The organism is Staphylococcus sp. EG-SA-2, assembly GCF_017152085.1.
Map to the genome: position 1 here is coordinate 1 of NZ_JACYHC010000642.1, position 14,663 is coordinate 14,663.

At 32.1% G+C, this 14,663-nt stretch carries 20 protein-coding genes; 2 read left to right on the forward strand and 18 right to left on the reverse strand.

The genetic code is table 11. The annotated features are described in order from the left end of the window. The 12 genes from IDG60_RS11500 to IDG60_RS11550 form a co-directional block, all read right to left on the reverse strand. Nucleotides 1–365, reverse strand: a 365-nt coding sequence (locus IDG60_RS11500) for a CbiX/SirB N-terminal domain-containing protein (RefSeq protein WP_206160718.1), incomplete at its 3' end; no start/stop codon positions are given. Nucleotides 366–594: 229 nt separating this feature from the next. After that, nucleotides 595–1,131, reverse strand: a complete 537-nt coding sequence (locus tag IDG60_RS11505; RefSeq protein WP_000169317.1) for a GNAT family N-acetyltransferase — start codon at nt 1,129–1,131, stop codon at nt 595–597. A gap of 233 nt (nt 1,132–1,364) precedes the next feature. Beyond that, nucleotides 1,365–2,189: a formate/nitrite transporter family protein gene (locus tag IDG60_RS11510; RefSeq protein WP_000572040.1), complete on the reverse strand. Its 825-nt coding sequence runs from the start codon at nt 2,187–2,189 to the stop codon at nt 1,365–1,367. Nucleotides 2,190–2,405: 216 nt separating this feature from the next. Further along, complete coding sequence (locus IDG60_RS11515; RefSeq protein WP_000230292.1) at nt 2,406–2,588, reverse strand: hypothetical protein; 183 nt, start codon at nt 2,586–2,588, stop codon at nt 2,406–2,408. 83 nt (nt 2,589–2,671) lie between these two features. Further along, entirely contained in the window at nt 2,672–3,139 is a 468-nt protein-coding gene (locus tag IDG60_RS11520) for an SRPBCC family protein (protein WP_000153347.1), read from the reverse strand. A 185-nt stretch (nt 3,140–3,324) separates the two neighbouring features. Then, nucleotides 3,325–4,872: a zinc ABC transporter substrate-binding lipoprotein AdcA gene (adcA, locus tag IDG60_RS11525; RefSeq protein ID WP_206160719.1), complete on the reverse strand. Its 1,548-nt coding sequence runs from the start codon at nt 4,870–4,872 to the stop codon at nt 3,325–3,327. Between the two features lie 187 nt (nt 4,873–5,059). Then, entirely contained in the window at nt 5,060–5,131 is a 72-nt protein-coding gene (locus IDG60_RS22335) for a hypothetical protein (RefSeq protein ID WP_223200558.1), read from the reverse strand. A 34-nt stretch (nt 5,132–5,165) separates the two neighbouring features. Beyond that, nucleotides 5,166–5,432 carry a Txe/YoeB family addiction module toxin gene (locus IDG60_RS11530; RefSeq protein WP_000113265.1) on the reverse strand — a complete coding sequence of 89 codons (267 nt, stop codon included), beginning with the start codon at nt 5,430–5,432 and terminating at the stop codon, nt 5,166–5,168. Next, complete coding sequence (locus tag IDG60_RS11535; RefSeq protein ID WP_000584499.1) at nt 5,432–5,683, reverse strand: type II toxin-antitoxin system Phd/YefM family antitoxin; 252 nt, start codon at nt 5,681–5,683, stop codon at nt 5,432–5,434. Before IDG60_RS11535 ends, IDG60_RS11530 begins: the two co-directional genes overlap by 1 nt. Before the next feature lie 164 nt (nt 5,684–5,847). Continuing rightward, a complete protein-coding gene (locus IDG60_RS11540) occupies nt 5,848–5,928 on the reverse strand; it encodes a hypothetical protein (protein ID WP_223197974.1) in 81 nt (26 codons plus the stop codon). A 27-nt stretch (nt 5,929–5,955) separates the two neighbouring features. Continuing rightward, nucleotides 5,956–6,555: a DsbA family protein gene (locus IDG60_RS11545; RefSeq protein ID WP_000162810.1), complete on the reverse strand. Its 600-nt coding sequence runs from the start codon at nt 6,553–6,555 to the stop codon at nt 5,956–5,958. A gap of 18 nt (nt 6,556–6,573) precedes the next feature. After that, nucleotides 6,574–6,936 (reverse strand): DUF4467 domain-containing protein, encoded by a 363-nt coding sequence (locus tag IDG60_RS11550; protein WP_000819843.1) that lies wholly within the window; start codon nt 6,934–6,936, stop codon nt 6,574–6,576. A 254-nt stretch (nt 6,937–7,190) separates the two neighbouring features. On the opposite strand from IDG60_RS11550, the gene fmhA reads away from it, so the two are divergent. Continuing rightward, a complete protein-coding gene (gene fmhA / locus IDG60_RS11555; RefSeq protein ID WP_103182707.1) occupies nt 7,191–8,441 on the forward strand; it encodes a FemA/FemB family glycyltransferase FmhA in 1,251 nt (416 codons plus the stop codon). A 96-nt stretch (nt 8,442–8,537) separates the two neighbouring features. On the opposite strand, the gene IDG60_RS11560 is transcribed toward fmhA, so the two are convergent. From IDG60_RS11560 to mdeA, 4 genes are all read right to left on the reverse strand, one after another. Then, nucleotides 8,538–9,269 (reverse strand): amino acid ABC transporter ATP-binding protein, encoded by a 732-nt coding sequence (locus IDG60_RS11560; RefSeq protein ID WP_000615461.1) that lies wholly within the window; start codon nt 9,267–9,269, stop codon nt 8,538–8,540. Further along, nucleotides 9,266–9,985, reverse strand: coding sequence for an amino acid ABC transporter permease (locus tag IDG60_RS11565; protein ID WP_000479576.1), 720 nt, complete (start codon nt 9,983–9,985; stop codon nt 9,266–9,268). The genes IDG60_RS11560 and IDG60_RS11565 overlap by 4 nt, the downstream gene beginning before the upstream one ends. Further along, nucleotides 9,966–10,745, reverse strand: coding sequence for a transporter substrate-binding domain-containing protein (locus tag IDG60_RS11570; RefSeq protein WP_000825921.1), 780 nt, complete (start codon nt 10,743–10,745; stop codon nt 9,966–9,968). The genes IDG60_RS11565 and IDG60_RS11570 overlap by 20 nt, the downstream gene beginning before the upstream one ends. Before the next feature lie 120 nt (nt 10,746–10,865). Then, on the reverse strand, nt 10,866–12,305 hold the full coding sequence (mdeA, locus tag IDG60_RS11575) for a multidrug efflux MFS transporter MdeA (protein ID WP_206160720.1): 1,440 nt from the start codon (nt 12,303–12,305) through the stop codon (nt 10,866–10,868). A gap of 173 nt (nt 12,306–12,478) precedes the next feature. On the opposite strand from mdeA, the gene IDG60_RS11580 reads away from it, so the two are divergent. Beyond that, on the forward strand, nt 12,479–12,583 hold the full coding sequence (locus IDG60_RS11580; RefSeq protein WP_000762708.1) for a putative metal homeostasis protein: 105 nt from the start codon (nt 12,479–12,481) through the stop codon (nt 12,581–12,583). A gap of 153 nt (nt 12,584–12,736) precedes the next feature. On the opposite strand, the gene IDG60_RS11585 is transcribed toward IDG60_RS11580, so the two are convergent. Together IDG60_RS11585 and IDG60_RS11590 are read right to left on the reverse strand one after the other, a co-directional pair. Next, nucleotides 12,737–13,423, reverse strand: a complete 687-nt coding sequence (locus IDG60_RS11585) for a 2,3-diphosphoglycerate-dependent phosphoglycerate mutase (protein ID WP_001125208.1) — start codon at nt 13,421–13,423, stop codon at nt 12,737–12,739. A gap of 326 nt (nt 13,424–13,749) precedes the next feature. Then, complete coding sequence (locus IDG60_RS11590; protein ID WP_000019127.1) at nt 13,750–14,616, reverse strand: cation diffusion facilitator family transporter; 867 nt, start codon at nt 14,614–14,616, stop codon at nt 13,750–13,752. Between the last annotated feature and the right edge of the window lie 47 nt (nt 14,617–14,663).

Below are 14,663 nucleotides of genomic sequence, written 5' to 3' on the forward strand. Positions count from 1 at the left end.
TCACCTGCTAATGCGTCACAAATACGTTGTTCAATTAATCGTCTCATTAAAGGATGTGTGCCAAGTGGCTCGCTTACTTCTACCTTTATGTCTGGATACCGTCGTTTCATTTCATGAACGATATTCGGTATATCCTTGAGATAATGCATTGCACTAAAGATTAGCAATGGTACAATTTTAAAATGGTCAACCCCACTTTGAATCAACGTCGTCATTACCGTCTCTAAATCCTGATGCTCACTTTCTAAAAACGCAATATCATAGTGATGTATATCATCTTTTACTAATTCAGAAATAAATGCTTCTAACGCTTGATTCTGTCGTCCGTGCCTCATGCCATGTGCAACAATGATATTCCCATTCACATTTACCAACCCTTTCACACGTATTGTATACCAAATCATTTTGTTTTTGTGAAAAGAATCACATTATAATGTAAAATCAGGGAATTCCCTGATGCCTGTAGTCATGCATATTCCTTATACATTTTCCCTTTTTGTTAAATCAAAAAAAGCGACCGATATATGAATCCCTACTCAACATTTATTTGAGCAAGCATCAATATATCGGTCGCTTGTAGTGTATATTATTATCTTAAAATGGTGGTTGGCCTAATATTGTTTCGTCAAAGCGCTCGGGTATCAATACTTTGCGCATGATCACACCTAAATCGCCATCATCATTTTCATGTTCGCTGTATATTTCATAACCTCTTTTTTCATAAATTTTAAGTAACCACGGATGCAATCTTGCAGATGTACCTAAAGTAACTGCCGCTGACTTTAACGTATCTCGCAAAAATGCTTCTTCAACATAAGTAAGTAATTGGCTACCATAGCCTTTCCCTTCATACTCAGGATTTGTCGCAAACCACCAGACAAAAGGATAGCCCGAAATACTTTTCACACTTCCCCAAGGATATCTAACCGTAATCGTAGATATAATTTCATCATCAATTGTCATGACAAATGTAGTATTTTTATCTATATTTTCTTTAACAGCATCTAAATTAGCATTAACTGAAGGCCAATCAATACCTAGTTCTCTTAGAGGCGTAAATGCTTCATGCATGAGTTGTTGCAATTTTTCTGCATCTTGTTCACTTGCGAGTCGAATCATCGTTTTTGTCATATTAATCCCCACTCTTTTTTAAATGATTTAACCATATTTTATTTTTAAAATAAATATCCATCAAAGTGTATCAATAAATTTATCACATGTCAGAAAGTATGCTTCATCTGAATACACCAATACTCTCATGAAACTTATTAAAAATTACTCTCTCAACGTAAAAAAACCATTCAAATTCATGAATGGTTTGGAAGAATGATTCATTGTTACGCTATTTAATCACTACATCTTAATTATTGTTGCTCTAAACGATTACGCTTACCATTTAAGAAAGCATAAACGAGACCTACAAAAATACCGCCACCGACAAAGTTACCTAAGAAAGCAAAAACGATATTTTTTAAAACATGTAACCATGAAACTGCATCAAGGTTAAAGAATACCATACCTGCATATAGACCTGCATTGAACACAACGTGCTCATATCCCATGTATACAAAGACCACGACACCACAAGCTATGAAGAATGCCTTTGTTAAGCCGCCTTTGAATTGCATAGAGATGAAAATACCAATATTAATAAAGAAGTTACAGAAAATACCTTTTGTAAAAATATTCAACCATGTTGAATCAACAGTCTTTTTCTGAACTAAAGCTGTTAAAGCTTGTGTCATTTCAGGTGTCATGACATGCGCAAATTTCATTAAGAAAAATAACACAAACCCACCTAAAATATTTCCTAAGAAACAATATAATAAAATCCAAGTCATCTTCTTAACAGAAACGACTTTATAATACCAGCCTACTGTAAAGTACATGAAGTTACTTGTTAATAATTCAGAGTTAGTTAATACAACTAAAATCAAACCTAAACTAAAAGCAATGGCTCCCATTAAATTGATAAGTCCATCTACGTGAGTACTCGCAAACTGCGTCTTTATTCCGAACATAAATACAGTAACGATTGAGAGTAAAAATCCGGCCATCATTGCTTTAAGCATATATCGGCCAGGTGTTTGCTGTACCATTACTTGCTTCATTTGTACTGAAGATGATATTGAATCAACAATTGCGCCTGTTGAATATGTATCTTCAACTGTTTTCTTATTTTCTATCACAGTACTTCCCCCATTTACTTTGATCAAATAAAATTTACTTTCTAATTATATTAGTAAATCAATGTAATTGATAGATTAAATTTCAGAAAAATCTTTTTATTCTCTCAAAAATGTAGTTTTCTTTCATAAAAACAGCGAGATAAATCGCGTGATTGGCTAATATCTTTATGATTTAAGATATTACGACGCTCATTTTATCTCGCTTTATGTAAAGTATTACTTATTCTTTTTTAAATTTGAAAAGTAATGTAAACCATATGCAAATATACTGTAACCAATTGCAGTACGTAAAATAAACCTTATAACTTTATTAGGTACACATTTTGACGTTACTGAAATAGAAGATAGTAGTGTTGTGAAAATATATAATATTAAAACTTTGATATAACGTTCTACCATCGAATCATCCCTCATTTTTATAATATTACAAGATTATTATAAACCGAATGAAACAAAAAAGTTTTTACATATTTTCAACAACTTTATTTCAATAATGCATCAAGTTGATCTAAAGTTTGATTCATACCTTGTTCAACACCCATGTTTATGACTTGTTGAGCGGCTTCTTTTGTTGGAAATACCGATGTTGATGTCACTGTCGTTTTCGTTGTATTGCTCTTGGAAAATGACAAAGTAATTTTCATGCTTGGCATTTTTGTATCTTTTGCACCTTGAGGTGTCGCAAATGAGTCAATATATTCAATTAAATATGGACGCTTAACCGTTTTATATTCTGCTAATGTATAGCTGGTCATTGTAGGTGTTTTAATCGCATAAAATGCATCACCGCCTGAAACAGCATTAAAGCGAAATACTTTTGTGCTAGCCCCTTTTGGATGAAACCATTTTTCAAATAATTCTTTTGTCGTATAGGCATCAAACACCTTTTCAATCGGTGCTTCTATCGTTCTTGAAAAAATAATTTTATTATCTTCAACTTTAATCGTCATCTTCCCACTCCCTATCTTTTATATTTACTCATCTTAACATGCATTGAGTAACATATGTTACCAAACCATTTGTTATAAACTATAGTAATATTAATCATTCCCTCTGTTGAAATTGATAACTACGAAATAAAAAACACACTCTATTCAGCTATTAACAGTTGAGTAGAGTGTGCAAACCTGTTGAATTAATGTGCTAACATTTCTTCTTTGATTTGGTCTTTATTTAATTTTGAAGGATAATATGTTGGCCAGTTATCCATTTCTTTTAATAACGCGTCATTATCATTACCCATAAAGATATGGAAGTGTTCTGCCTTTTTAGGTGCAATGTTGTGATCGCTAAATTGGATGAATTTCGGTAAGTCTTTATCATTACCATCGACCAATTTAAACATAAATCTCACGCCACGGTTACCTTTAGGATATTTCAATGTTTTCTTACCATTGTATTCATATTTACCAGTGTGTTTCTTACCATCTTTAGTAAATGTAATTTCATTTCCTTTTATATCAATGTTAGTAATATCAGTTTTATATCCTTTGTCATAATAAGCTTTTAAATCTTTAGCAGATTTCTTCGGATCATTTTCAGCTTTATGTTCCATCACTTCATCAAGCGTACCGTCTTTTAAGTAAGGGTAAACAGATTGCCATTCACCAGCATAATCGCTTAATTCACGGTCTTTAACTTGCTCATCTTTAAAATACCCATTAGAAATTGCTTTATCGTGTTTACTTTCAGCTTTGTCGTCTTTCACTTTAACACCACTGTCTAAAGCTTTACCGATATTTTCAATATTCGATTTCATTAATGATTGATACGTAATATTATCTTTTTTCTGTTGTTCTTTATTTAAAGACTCCATGTTGTAGAATTTTAAAGGCTTCGCATCTGTTTCTTTACGAATTGTTTCAGTCACTTTATTCGCAACATTATCTTCGTAAAGAATATATTTAGCATTGCTATCTCTAATTTCTTTAACAATTTTAGTTAATTCTTTTTGTGATGGATCTTCAGCATTCATATTTTGAATACCTTTTTGAACAAAACCATAACGATCAGCTAAGTATCCAATTGATTCATGTGAAATAAATACTGCATTACCTTGCTTATCTTTTGTAACTTGCTTCATATCGTTATCAATTTTCTTAAGATCGTCGTTTAATTTTTTGTAGTTTTTCTCATAGTCATCTTTATGTTTTGGATCTTTTTTCACTAATTCATCTTTAATTTCTTTAGCGAAAGTTTGGTTAATTTTAGGATCTAACCATACGTGTGGATCATATCCACCATGATGATGATGTTCTTCTTTCTCATGATCATGCCCCTCATGTTCATGCTCTTCACCATGCTCGTGTTGATCAGTTAAAAGCTTTGCTTTATCTAATTTATCCTCTAAAGACCGTTTTTTATCTTTATCTTTGATAGTAGATGCAACTTTCTTAGCAACCGGATCTAAATTATCCCCTGTATACATAAACAAGTCTGACTTGCTTGCACTTAATATATCTTTTTGTGTTGGTTCATAGCTATGTAAATCTGTCCCTGCTGGATAGATTGATGATACCTTCACGTGTTTTCCACCAATTTGCTCTGCAAATGATTGCAATGGATAAACTGTCGTTTTAATTGTTACCTTGCCATCTTTATCTTTTCCATCATCATTCCCACATGCGGCTAATGATAAAGTTACGGCTGGTACAAGAAGTAACATACCTAATTTCTTTTTCATAGTCACCCTCCTAAATAGTAATCTTTACGTTTTAAAATTATATACTCATGCTACTTAAAATACAAGCACTGTTTTTATAAATAATATAAAGTCGAATCATACTTTAGGTATTTACCACTTTTCGTTTTATCTAATACATGACTATTGTACAAATATGATACAGAAAACTTTATAGTATTTACGAACGTCATAATATAAGAAAAAAGACAATCTCTATCATATTGCTAATAGAAATTGCCTTTTCATATTGTCCTAAAATAACTTACCCTATTTTTATAGTGTGACTTTTAGATTTAATAATGGTATTTACATGATGCTATTTTTATATGATTGTCATCTACTGTATAAACCAATCTATGTTCGTGATTGATACGTCTACTATAATACCCAGTCAGATTCGATTTTAACTTTTCAGGCTTACCTATACCTTCCAATGCACCATTTCTGTCAATACTTTTAAGTAACTCATTAATCTTCTTCACCATTTTTTTATTGTTCTGCTGAAAATACTTATAATCTTCAAAGGCTTGAGGCGAAAACGTAATATTTAACCTAGCCATTATACATCTATATCTTTCGTTATAGTTTTCCCACGTTCTAGATCTGCAATTGATTGAGCTAAGTGTTCAGCATTATTTGGGTTCTGTTGGAGGTAAAGTGTTTCCATCATGGAGTTATAATCTGATTCTGACATGATTACTACGTTTTTATCATCAGTAGATGTTACAGTTACCATATCACTATCATCATTTACTTTTGTCATAAGTGCCTTTAAATTCTGTCGAGCGTATGAATAATTTTTAATAATCATATTTATCGCCTCCTTTTAACACACCTCAATTGTACAAATATCTGTACAATAAAACAAGCGACACAGAAAAAAACTACTAATCAAGATTTCGCACGGGGAAGAATCAATACCTATCCTGTACTGATTCCCTACTAAACAATGTTTACATGATAATTTCTACCTATTTAGACTTCATACATTAAAAAGACAATCTCTATCATATCGCTAATAGAAATTGCCTTTTCATATTGTCCTAATAAATTGATATCACTTACTTATCTCAACAATTAAGACTATTTTATTTTATCTTTTAATAACTTCTCATAACTTTCATAATCATATGGATCTTCAACTTTCTCGCCATTAATAAATGCAGTTGGTGTCGTTTTTATATGATTATCTTTCGCTATTTTTTTATCTTTCTCTGCAGCTTTCCAAGACTTGCTATCTTTTGTCTTGTAATCTTTTATAATTTTATTTTCCGTCTCTTTATCTAAATGCAGTTGTTTAATATGTTTATCTAATAGTTCTTTTGTTAACCATTCTTTATTTTCATCTTGCTGGGCAGCAAATAATTGCTTTTGAAAATCTAAAAATGATTTAGGTGCATACATCAATACTGCATGACTCGCACGCGAACCAACAATTGAGTCTTTACCTAAGAAAGCTAAATTGACAAATTGGTATTCCACTTTGTGATTATCTATATAATTTTTACGCAACTTTGGCATGACTTTTTCATCTAATTCTTTACAATAAGGACATTTATAGTCGCCATATATGACAACTAATGGTTTGCCGTTTTTCGAGGATGTCGTTGCTGATTCTTTTTTACCGCAAGCTGTTAAAATTAACATGCTCACTATAAATAATGTTAGTAATTTTTTAGTCATAATAACTCCTGTTCATATCTAGTTCGTCATATTTTCTTCATGATAATCCGCATCATGTTGTTGATAATATCGTCTCGAATCAAAATCTTGCTTATATGATACACGTTTATCACTAAAATCATATGCATAATAATGCACTTCATCATCATTACTCAAAGGTTTATAAGCTAAAATGATAATTTTATCCTTATCATAGACATAAATATTAGCATCTTTGCGTTCAAAATGATCAACACGATCACCGTTGCCTTTTTTGGCAAGTTGTTCTTGTTTTTGATTTTGAATTTTAACTGCTTCATCTATTTCTTTCACATATTTATCATTACCACATCCTGATATAAAGACTAGTAATAATAATACCGTCGCCACAAATCGCTTCAATGCTCCCACTCCTACTATCAACTTCCAACTAACTTTCAATATAATTAATACTATACACCGTCAAACATTAATGCGCTACAACTACTACCAATGCATTTAATATAAATATCCAAAGAAATAACAGTTATGTATAGTCAAAGAAAAATATATTTCATTTTCTATGTGTATTTGTAATCAGTTTTTGATAAAATAAAAAAATAGCATTATTAATAAATTCAAAAATTACAGTTCAATTCAGAGAGGGATGGGATAAAATGAACTTTGTAACGTTGACTTCGGATGAGTTCAATGCGTTTACAACAAAGCATTTTTCACATTACACACAATCAGCTATTCATTACAATCATAGAGTTGATTTAAAAGGCGATGTGCATCTTGTAGGGGTTAAAGATGACAATGGTCAAGTGATTGCAGGATGCTTATTGACAGAAGCACGCACACTTAAATTTTTCAAATATTTTTATACACATCGCGGGCCAGTGATGGATTATACAAATCAATCATTAGTAGCATTTTTCTTTAAAGCATTAACGTCATATTTAAAGAAACACAATTGTTTATATGTCCTTGTAGATCCATATTTAATTGAAAATTTACGCAATGCAGACGGTGAAATTGTTAAATCTTATGATAACCGAGCATTTGTTAGAACAATGGATAAATTAGGTTATAAACACCAAGGTTTCCCTGTAGGTTATGATTCAATGAGCCAAATCCGTTGGCTGTCAGTGTTAGATTTAAAAGATAAGACTGAAGACCAACTTTTAAAAGAAATGGATTATCAAACGAGACGTAATATTAAAAAAACATATGATATTGGTGTCAAAACTAAAACGTTAACGATTGATGAAACGCAAACTTTTTTCGACTTATTCCATATGGCTGAGGAAAAGCACGGTTTCAAATTCCGTGAGTTACCATACTTTGAAGAAATGCAAAAGTTATACGATGACCACGCCATGTTAAAGTTGGCGTATATTGATTTAAACGAGTATTTAAAAACGTTACAATTAAAGCAACAACAATTAACAACTGAACTCTCAGGTGTTGAAGAAGCATTGGAAGAAAGTCCTAATTCAAAGAAAAATAAAACGAAACGCACACAGCTAGAACAACAGCTAAATAGCAATAAGCGTAAAATCGACAATACAATAGAACAAATTGAACAAGATGGTGCAGTCTTAAACTTAGCTTCTGCTTTATTTATCTACAATGAGCATGAAGTTTATTACTTATCTAGTGGTTCAAACCCTAAATATAATGCTTATATGGGTGCCTACCATTTGCAGTGGGAAATGATTAAGTTTGCTAAAGCGCATCATATTGATCGCTATAATTTTTATGGTATTACCGGTGACTATTCAGAGTCATCAGAAGACTATGGCGTCCAACAATTCAAAAAAGGTTTTAACGCACATGTAGAAGAGTATATCGGTGACTTTATTAAGCCTATCAAACCATTACTATATAAGGTACAAACGTACTTAAATCATAAACGTCGTTAAAATATCGCTCCAAGATTATGACAACATAACAAAGAACCACGCATCATGTATATGGCATCATCACCATACTAAAACATGATACGTGGTTTTATTTGATTATTCTTCATTTATAACATTTAAGAAACGTCTTAATTCTTCTGTTTTCGGACGATTGAACATCTCTTCTGGAGCCCCTTGTTCTCCGATCATGCCTTCATGAATAAATACAATGTTATTAGATACTTCTTTTGCAAAACGCATTTCATGTGTCACAATGACCATTGTCATGCCTTCATTAGCCAAATCTTTAATAACCTTTAAAACATCATTCACAAGTTCAGGATCAAGTGCAGATGTTGGTTCATCAAACAACATCACTTTAGGGTTCATTGCTAGTGCTCTTGCAATAGCAACACGTTGTTGTTGACCACCTGATAATGCATGTGGACGTTGATCTTTGACATGTGTTAAACCAACTTTCTCAAGTAACTCAAGTGATTTCCCACGTGCCTCATCCTTTTTCAACTTTTTAACTGTGATAAGACCTTCCATTACATTTTCTAATGCCGTCTTATGCGGAAAAAGGTTATAACTTTGAAATACCATGCCAGACTGTTTACGAACTTCTATTTGTGATTTTTTATCTTTAGATGTATATGTTTTGCCGTTAACATAAACTGTACCTTCAGTTGGAATTTCTAATGCATTAATCATACGTAACAATGTTGTTTTACCTGAACCAGATCGACCGATTAAGGTTACAACCTCACCTTGTTCAACAGATAAATCAATACCTTTGATGACTTCAACATCATTAAATGATTTATGGATATTGTTCAATTGAATCATGAGCGATACCCTCTTTCAATATAAGATTCATAGATACCTTGGATAATTGAAATAATAAAGCATACCACCCAGTACATTAGCGCAACTAACACATAAATTGTTAAATATTCATATGTTGTAGACGCAACTTCTTGAGCTTTTCTAAACATTTCAGCCACTAAAATAAATCCTAATAATGATGTATCTTTGATTAAACTTAAAAATGTATTACCTAGTGCAGGAATCGACACTCGAATTGCCTGCGGTAAAATGATACGTTGTATCGTTTGACCATACGTCATACCGATGGAATATGCAGCTTCTGTTTGTCCTTTCGGTATAGAAATAATACCGCCACGAATAATTTCCGAAGCATACGCACCTACATTTAATGATAAACCAATAATAGCAGCCACTACAGGTGCCAATGTCCATTGGTTGTCAGCGTCATTTGTTAATAATCTACCTAATTCTGGAATACCATAAAATATGATAAATAGTTGTACTATCATTGGTGTTCCTCGAATAATAGATACATAGACACGTGAAATACTTCTTAAAATTTTACTCGTTGAAATTCGCATTAATGCTGTAAATAATGCAATAATCAATCCTAAAACAAATGTAACTAATGTAATAGGAATTGAATATTTGACCAAACCTTCTAGCATAGGTCCGAAAGCTTGTTTTGCAGCATCTAGCGCATGTTGTTGTTCGCTATTTAGATTTAGAAACATCTTGACCAAACCATTTCTTACCTATTTTAGCTAATTCACCGTTTTCCTCGATTTTTTTCAAGCCATCATTGAATTTTTGAACTGTTTCATCATCTGCTTTTTTAGAAAATGCAAATGCAGATCTACTTTGTTCAGCATTACCTTTGATTGCTTTGATCTTAGCATTAGGTTTTTGTTTTTTATAATCCAAGTATGACAGACTATCATTAAATGTACCATCAACACGCTTAGACAATAATAAATCCATTGATTGGTTAAAGCCATCAACTTTTGTAATATCAGCACCTTTATCCTTAGCTAATTTACCATAATTAGATGTGAATGTTTGTGCTAACTTCTTACCTTTAACATCATCAAAATCTTTAATATCTTTTTCATTTTCACGAATAACTAAAACAGCACTTGAGAATGTGTAAGGCTTAGAAAATTTATATTTCTTTTCTCTATCAGGATTAATACCTACTTGGTTCGCGATTACATCAAAACGCCCTGCGTCTAAACCTGCAAACATAGAATCCCAAGAAGTTTCATTAAATTTAAGTTTTAAACCTTCTTCTTTAGCCACTGCTTTAATAACATCAATATCGTAACCAGTTAATTTACCATCTTTATCATGGAAACTAAATGGTGCATAAGTCCCCTCAGTACCAACATTAATTGTCTTGCTATCTTTATTAGCTTCCTTGTCTTTCGACGAATTGTTTCCACATGCAGCCAATATGAAAACGAAAGCTATCATCACAAATAAAAGTCTTTTCATAGAATATATCTCCTTATTCTTATTATTCTAATCGGAATAAAAGTATTTTAATCTGAAATGCCGGATAAGTCAATATGTTGAACTTTTGCTAAAAAGCTTTATATAGCTAGCAACTTATATTTATTGACGAGAATCAACTTCTTTTTTCTTCCCTTGTAACATAAATGAACAAAAGAAACTAACAACTGTAATCAATAATGCAAATAAAAATCCAGCGTGATAACCATGCAACATCGTATCAACTTTAATTTGATTCATCATATCAATTTTGTTCATGCCATTATAGTCTGACATAGTTGGAGAAAAGTTTTTGCTTGCATGAGATAAAATAGTAATTAATGCAGCTGTTCCGATAGAACCAGCAATTTGTTGTACTGTGTTTGTCATAGATGAACCGTGTGCATTCATTTCTGGCTTTAATTGATTCATCGTATGGGTCATTACTGGAATTAATCCTAACGCGATACCAACCATTCGAATCGCATAAACTGTTGCCAACATGATTGTTGATGTTTGTTCATCCATTACAACAAAATAAGCCGTAGTAATAACAACAATCGCCATACCTACTAAAGCAAGCTTTCTAGGACCAAACTTTTCATATAAAGCACCCGAAGTCATCGACATAAATGCCATAACAATTGCTCCTGGTAATAAAGTTAATCCAGAATCTAAAGCTGAACGATGCAATAAATTTTGCACAAAGATAGGTAAAATCGTTTCCGAACCAATCATCGATACCATTGTGACACCCATAATAATGATACCAACTGTAAATTGTTTATTTTTAAATACAGCAAAATTTAATAATGGTGTTGATAGCCGATATTGACGTAATACAAATAATGCGACTAAAACAACGCCTCCAATCATAGATAATAATACGATAGGATTATCAAAACCTTTTTCTGAAATTGAACTCGTTCCATACAATAACCCGCCGAAACCTAGTACAGAAAAAATGACAGAAATAAAATCAATAGGTACTTTAATTGTAGTTCCAACATTTTTTATCGTTTTAAATCCAATTAAAAATGTCACAGCTGCAATTGGAGCGACAACATGGAAAAGCGATCTCCAGTTAAAATATTCAACAAGGTAACCTGAAAGAGTAGGTCCAATAGCTGGTGCTAAACCAATTACCAAACCAAATATCCCCATATATTTACCGCGTTCATGCGGTTGGAAAACATCCAAAATCGTTGTCATCATCAATGGCATCATAATACCTGCGCCTAACGCCTGAATAATTCTAGCAACTAATAATGTTGCAAAGTGCGGACTCAAGCCGCCGAGTAATGTACCTAAGAAAAAGATAGAAATACCCACTAAAAACACTTGTCTTGTTGTATAACGTTGTATAACAAGCGCGGACAAAGGAATAACAATCCCATTAGTCAATAAAAAAGCTGTTGTCAGCCATTGAACTTGTGTATATGAAATTTCAAAATCTTTCATAATACTTGGTAAAGCCGTCACTAATAGTGTTTCATTTAATAATCCAAAAAATCCACCCATCAGCATAGTAATAATCATCGTTAATTTTTGTTTCTTCGACATTTAAAGCTTCCCCCTCACCATCTAAAAAACGACACACATTTTTAGATATCCGGTAATTATACCCATTTTCCAAAAAATTAGCACGACTTTATTACAATTTCTTTAAAACGTAATCATTACTATTTACATATGAGTAGTTATCGGTCATAATATATTTACAAGGAGGGATAGAGATGAAATTAGATTTACAGACTGCTCGTCGAAATTTAAATAGCCCTAACATTAAAACAAGAAAGCGTGCTTTAAAGATTATTAAGCAACACAAAAGAGCGAAATAATTGTTTTAATTTGACTATATTGTATGTCTAACTATATTTTCGAGTATCCCTAGCTCGTTAATATAAACTCTATACTTAACTATTTCCTTACATTACTTCACATATTTAAGAGCTGCATATACACTCACTCCTTGTGTACATGCAGCTCTTTTTTTATAAGTAGTATTTATCTATAACTTCTAAATCATCCGTTAATTCATAAACAAGCGGTGCACCTGTTTTAATTTCATAATTAATGATATCTTCATCTGACACATCTTCAAGATATTTAATTAATGCGCGAATTGAATTTCCGTGTGCAGAAACTAATACCGTTTGACCATCTAGCAAATATTGTGAAATATGATCTGTCCAAAATGGTATCACTCGAACTAAAGTATCTTTCAGACTTTCAGAATAAGGCATCATACGTTTATCTAAATGATTATATCGACGATCAGCTAAGTAAGCTTCACGTTGTTCTTCGGTTTCAGCAGGTGGTTTCACATCATAAGAACGACGCCAAATATGTACTTGTTCTTCTCCAAATTCTTTTCTAGCATCATCTTTATTTAAGCCTTGCAATCCACCATAGTGGCGTTCATTTAAACGCCAGCTTTTATATACAGGAATCCATTGTTGTTTAGATTCAGTTAAAATATAATGCGTTGTATCTAAAGCACGTGTTAATAACGATGTAAAAGCTACATCGATGGCAATGTTATTTTCTCTTACTTTTTCACCTGCTCTAGTCGCTTCATTAATACCTTGTTCAGATAAATTAACATCTTCCCATCCAGTAAATAAGTTTTTAGCATTCCACTCGCTTTGTCCATGACGACATAAAATTAATTTTGGCATAACTTATAACCTCTTTCCTTTAATCTTTAGGACGTTATTTCAGGGATATTTTAAGATGATTTAATCTTAGTAATTTTCTTTTCAATATATTTTAAAATTCAATGATTAAATCAATTATCACTAGACATTAAATACATAAATCCTATTCCCCATTTTCATTTTTTAATTCATAAATGAATCAATAACCACCTAATAACAAATCATATTATACACCTTTGTTCGCTATTTTTCTAAGGTTTAAAAAATATTTTTAGGTAAGCCTAAAAATAGATGTAATAAAAACGCCTCCTCAGATATTTATATATCTATGAAGACGTTTAAATACATTATAGATGGTCTGGTTCTGGGTGAACGTATACTGAGGAAATACCTTTTTTGTGCAAATGATGTTCGACATTGTCACAAATTTGATGCGCTTCTACTAAGGAAAGGTTAGCATCTACAACAATTGTGACATCAATAAACACACTACTTCCATGGTAACGCCCTTTAATACTTTTAACTTCTTGTACTTCATCAACTTCTAAAATATCATTGCGATACGCTTCTAATTCAGTTTCATTGAAACCATCACTCAACATAAAAATTGCTTCTTTAAAAATACCAAAACCAGTATAAACGATTAGTAAGCCTAGTAATGTTGCTAAAATAATATCGACAATTGGGAAACCGATTTGCGTAAAAATTAATCCTATCGCTGTTCCAATGCTGACTAAACTATCTGATAAATTATCTTTGGCAGCCGAATTTAAAGAACTACTTTTCGTTCTTTTCGCTAGTCTTTGATTGACTGCAAATACAATCAACATTACAAGACCACTGATTAAGCTGACGATAATTGTTATTGCGTTAGGTACAACGTCATCTTCTTTGAACAAACGAGGTGCATTTTGAATAACTACTTGGATACCTACAAACATAATGACAAATGACACCAATAATGAAGAAATATTTTCAGACTTCAAATGGCCATAAGGATGATTTCGATCGGCAGGTTTAATTGAAATTTTCAATCCAATAATAACAGCTAAAGAAACGATAATATCTGTCATATTGTTTAATGCGTCGGCTCTTACAGCTGCAGAGTTAAAGACAAAACCCGTGACATACTTAACAATAGATAAGATTATATATACAATTAAACTCAAATAAGCACCGCGTTGCGCCAATTTAAGATTTTCATTATGAGACATGCGTTGAACCACCTTGAATTAGTATAGTAACAATATTATGAATGATT

Excerpts from the sequence above, each read along its gene's own strand:
- IDG60_RS11530 (WP_000113265.1), bottom strand. The coding sequence starts at position 5,432 with ATGGCTAGGTTAAATATTACGTTTTCGCCTCAAGCCTTTGAAGATTAT.
- IDG60_RS11590 (WP_000019127.1), bottom strand. The coding sequence starts at position 14,616 with ATGTCTCATAATGAAAATCTTAAATTGGCGCAACGCGGTGCTTATTTG.
- IDG60_RS11565 (WP_000479576.1), bottom strand. The coding sequence starts at position 9,985 with ATGTTTCTAAATCTAAATAGCGAACAACAACATGCGCTAGATGCTGCA.
- IDG60_RS11535 (WP_000584499.1), bottom strand. The coding sequence starts at position 5,683 with ATGATTATTAAAAATTATTCATACGCTCGACAGAATTTAAAGGCACTT.
- IDG60_RS11570 (WP_000825921.1), bottom strand. The coding sequence starts at position 10,745 with ATGAAAAGACTTTTATTTGTGATGATAGCTTTCGTTTTCATATTGGCT.
- IDG60_RS11560 (WP_000615461.1), bottom strand. The coding sequence starts at position 9,269 with ATGATTCAATTGAACAATATCCATAAATCATTTAATGATGTTGAAGTC.
- IDG60_RS11545 (WP_000162810.1), bottom strand. The coding sequence starts at position 6,555 with ATGACTAAAAAATTACTAACATTATTTATAGTGAGCATGTTAATTTTA.
- mdeA (WP_206160720.1), bottom strand. The coding sequence starts at position 12,305 with ATGTCGAAGAAACAAAAATTAACGATGATTATTACTATGCTGATGGGT.
- IDG60_RS11515 (WP_000230292.1), bottom strand. The coding sequence starts at position 2,588 with ATGGTAGAACGTTATATCAAAGTTTTAATATTATATATTTTCACAACA.
- IDG60_RS11580 (WP_000762708.1), top strand. The coding sequence starts at position 12,479 with ATGAAATTAGATTTACAGACTGCTCGTCGAAATTTAAATAGCCCTAAC.
- fmhA (WP_103182707.1), top strand. The coding sequence starts at position 7,191 with ATGAACTTTGTAACGTTGACTTCGGATGAGTTCAATGCGTTTACAACA.
- IDG60_RS11505 (WP_000169317.1), bottom strand. The coding sequence starts at position 1,131 with ATGACAAAAACGATGATTCGACTCGCAAGTGAACAAGATGCAGAAAAA.
- adcA (WP_206160719.1), bottom strand. The coding sequence starts at position 4,872 with ATGAAAAAGAAATTAGGTATGTTACTTCTTGTACCAGCCGTAACTTTA.
- IDG60_RS11585 (WP_001125208.1), bottom strand. The coding sequence starts at position 13,423 with ATGCCAAAATTAATTTTATGTCGTCATGGACAAAGCGAGTGGAATGCT.
- IDG60_RS11520 (WP_000153347.1), bottom strand. The coding sequence starts at position 3,139 with ATGACGATTAAAGTTGAAGATAATAAAATTATTTTTTCAAGAACGATA.